This window comes from Xanthomonas maliensis (genome assembly GCF_009192945.1).
Taxonomy (GTDB): Bacteria; Pseudomonadota; Gammaproteobacteria; order Xanthomonadales; family Xanthomonadaceae; genus Xanthomonas; species Xanthomonas maliensis.
Map to the genome: position 1 here is coordinate 1 of NZ_NSET01000122.1, position 4126 is coordinate 4126.

Annotated in this window: 1 protein-coding gene; it reads left to right on the forward strand. The window is 66.7% G+C overall.

Going from position 1 to position 4126, the window contains the following annotated elements:
- Nucleotides 1–4126 (forward strand): non-ribosomal peptide synthetase (locus CKY51_RS22190; RefSeq protein WP_152250058.1); only part of this gene is annotated, 4126 nt, incomplete at both ends.

Here is a 4126-nt window from a genome sequence, read left to right on the forward strand (position 1 = left end):
GTCGTCCAGGGGGAGGTGTGGCTGTCCTATGGCGTGTTGAACGCACGCGCCAACCGACTGGCGCATCACTTGCGTGCGTTGGGTGTGGGCGCGGACGACCGTGTGGCGATCTGCCTGGAACGCAGCGTCGAGATGGTCGTGGCGGTGTTGGCCGTACTGAAGGCTGGCGGTGCCTATGTGCCGCTGGATCCGGCTTATCCGTCGGAGCGGCTGCGCTACATGCTGGCCGATGCCGGCGCGGTGGTCGTGTTGACGGACACCGTGAGCCGCCGGCTCGTCGAAGACCACGCCCCAGGTGGGTTGATCCTGGACCTGCAAGCCGACGGCGAGCGCTGGACACACTTGCCGCAGAGCAACCCGGACAGGGCCGCCAGTGGCCTGACCTCGCGCCATCTGGCGTATGTCATCTACACCTCGGGCTCGACCGGTGCGCCGAAGGGCGCGATGAATGAACATCGCGCCGTCGTCAACCGCGTGATGTGGATGCAAGCGGCCTACGCTCTGGAGCGATCCGAGGTGGTGCTGCAAAAGACGCCACTGAGCTTCGACGTCTCGGTGTGGGAGGTGTTCTGGCCGCTGCTGAGCGGCGCGTGCGCGCAACTGGCCGAGCCGGAGGGCCATAAGGATCCGGCGTATCTGAAGCGCTTGATGGGCGATGGTCAGATCACCACGCTGCATTTCGTGCCGTCGATGCTGCAAGCGTTGCTGGAGCATGGTGATACCGAGCGGTTTACTGCGATCAAGCGTGTCATCTGCAGTGGTGAAGCCCTGGCACCGACCCTGGCCGCGCGTGCGCAGGCGATGTTTCCCGCGGCGGGGATTTTCAATCTTTATGGGCCGACGGAAGCGGCGGTGGATGTCACCGCCTGGCGCTACCGCGACGAGCAAGCGCACAGCGGCAGCCTTCCGATCGGGCATCCGATCGCCAACACGCAGATCTACATTCTCGATGCGCGCGGTGCGCCGGTGCCGATCGGCGTGATGGGCGAGATCTATATCGCGGGTGATGGCGTGGGCCGTGGGTATTTGAACCGCGACGCGCTGACCGCCGAGCGCTTCCTCGCCGATCCGTTCTCCGACATCGCCGATGCACGCATGTACCGCACCGGTGATCTGGGGCGCTGGCGTGCGGACGGTGTGATCGAGTTTGGGGGCCGCAATGATCACCAGGTCAAGATCCGCGGCTTCCGCATCGAGCTGGGCGAGATCGAGGCGCGGTTGAGCGCGCATGACGCCGTACGCGCGTGCGTGGTGGTGGCGCTGGAGGATGCGGCCAGCACCGACAGGCGCATGGTCGCCTATTGGGTCGGTGCCGAGGGCGGCGCATCCGATGGTGTGGATGCGGAGGCCTTGCGCCACTGGCTCTCGGCCACCCTGCCGGACTACATGGTGCCAGCCGCCTACGTGCGGTTGCAGGTGCTGCCGTTGACCGCCAACGGCAAGCTGGATCGCCGCGCCCTGCCCGCCCCCGACGCCAATGCACTCGCCGTAGCGGCCTATGACCCACCGCAAGGCGAGCTGGAAATCCAACTGGCGGCGCTATGGCGTGACCTACTCGGCGTCGAACAGGTCGGTCGCCACGACAACTTCTTCGCGCTGGGTGGCCACTCGTTGTTGGGGGTGCGCCTGATCTCGCGCATCCGCAGCGAGCTAGGTCTGGAGCTGCCGCTGGCCACGCTGTTTGCCCAGCCGCAGCTGGCTGAGCTGGCCCACGCCTTGGACGGCGCCGCGGCCAGCAGCTTGCCCGCCATCGTGCCGCTGCCGCGCAGCGCGCCGCTGCCGCTGTCCTTCGCCCAGCAACGCCTGTGGTTTGTCGAACAGCTCTATCCACGTGCCGCACGGGCCTACCTGATCACCGGTGGCGTGGACTTGTTCGGCGCACTGGACCTGCACGCACTGCAGCGGGCGCTGGATCGCATCATCGCGCGCCACGAAGCCTTGCGTACCTGCTTTGTCGCCAACGACGAGGGCGCCACCCAGGTCATCGCATCCCCCGAGGTTGGCTTTGCGTTGGGGTGCATTGACCTGCGCCATGCGCAGAACCCTGTCACCGACGCGCAACTCCACACCGAACTCGAAGCACAAACGTCCTTCGACCTCACTCGTGGACCGCTGATCCGAGGGCGTCTGCTACGCCTGGCCGACGAAGAACATCGTCTGCTGGTGACCATGCACCATATCGTGTCCGATGGCTGGTCCATGGGTCTGCTGGTCAGCGAGCTGAGCACGCTCTACGCCGCCTTCGCCCAGGGCCAGCCCGATCCGCTGCCGCCGCTGTCCATCCAGTACGCCGACTACACCCTGTGGCAGCGTCGCTGGCTGCAAGGCCCGGTGCTGCAACGCCAGCTCGACTTCTGGCGCGACCACCTGCACGGCGCCCCGGCATTGCTGGAACTGCCGACCGATCGCCCGCGTCCACCGCTGCAGGATTACAGCGGCGACAGCGTCGAATTCGTACTCGATGCCGCGCTGACCTCGGCGCTGGCGGCGCTCAGTCAGCGTCACGGCACTACCGTGTTCATGACCGTGCTGGCGGCCTGGAGCGTGCTGCTGGCGCGACTGTCGGGCCAGGACCAGGTCGTCATCGGCGCACCAGCGGCCAACCGCACCCGCAGCGAACTCGAAGGCTTGATCGGCTTCTTCGTCAATACTCAGGCGCTACGCATCGATCTGCGCGGCAACCCGTCCGTCAGCGCGCTGCTGGCGCAGGTGCGCAGCACCGCCCTGGCCGTGCAGGACCATCAGGACGTGCCGTTCGAGCAGGTGATCGAAGCGCTCAACCCTGCGCGCAGCCTCAGCCATCATCCGGTTTTCCAGGCGATGCTGACCTGGCAGAACAACGCCGCAACCGAGCTGACCCTGCCCGGCATCCGCCTGCGGCCCATCCAGACCGATCGGCACGATGCCAAGTTCGACCTGGAACTGTTCATGGGCCTGGTCGACGACCGCATCCTCGGCCGCCTGGCCTACGCCACCGCCTTGTTCGACCGCGGCACCATCGAACGTCAGCTGGCCCAGTTCGTCCAGGTGCTGACAGCGCTGGCGGCCGACGACAGGGCGGCGGTCCATCGCTTGCCGCTGCTGCCGGTGGATCAACGCGCCCAGTTGCAGCGCTTCACGGCCACCGACGCCGCGCCCATCCCGGCGCACTGCATCCATCACCTGTTCGAAGAGCAGGTGCGGCGCACGCCGCAAGCCGTGGCCCTGCGCGCGGACAGCGTGCAACTGAGCTACCGGCAACTGGACGCACGCGCCAACCGGCTGGCCCATCGCCTACGCACGCTGGGCGTGGGTCCGGAAAGCCGGGTGGCCCTGTACCTGCCACGTGGCATCGAGCAGGTCGTGGCCCTGCTCGCCACGCTCAAGGCCGGCGCGGCGTATCTGCCGCTCGATCCGACGCTACCCAGCGCACGCCTGGCCTTCCTGCTGGAAGACAGCCGACCGCGTGTGGTGCTCAGCGGCCAAGCACTGCAGGACAATCTCCAGGCAAGTTGCGCCATGCTGCGCGTCAGCGTGCTCACGTTGGATACGGATCTGGATGCTGATGCTATTGCGCATGACCCAGGCGCACCGACGGTCCCCGGCCTGTGTCCGGACAACCTCGCCTACGTCATCTACACCTCCGGCTCCACCGGCCAGCCCAAGGGCACCTTGCTCACCCATGCAGGCGCCACGCATTACCTGCAATGGGCCATAGACACCTATCGCCCCTTCCCCAGCGCAGTGGTGTCTTCCTCGCTCGCCTTCGATGCCACGCTGACCAGTCTGCTGGCGCCGCTGCTATGCGGCGCCAACGTCGAACTGTTGCCAGACCACGACACGCTGGATGCGTTGCGCCAGCGTCTGTGCGATGCCACCCCGCTGGGTCTGGTCAAACTGACGCCGGCACATCTCGAAGTGTTGGGCCAGCAACTTGCGGACCATCCAGAACCCATCAGCCCGAAGGTGATGGTGATTGGCGGCGAAGCCCTGTCGGCCGCGACCTTGGCGCGTTGGCAAGCGCTCGCACCGAACACCCGCTTGATCAACGAATACGGCCCCACCGAAACCGTGGTCGGCTGCGTCGTGTACGACGCCACCAGCGACGGTGCACTCGCACCGAACGGCCGCGTACCGATCGGCCGGC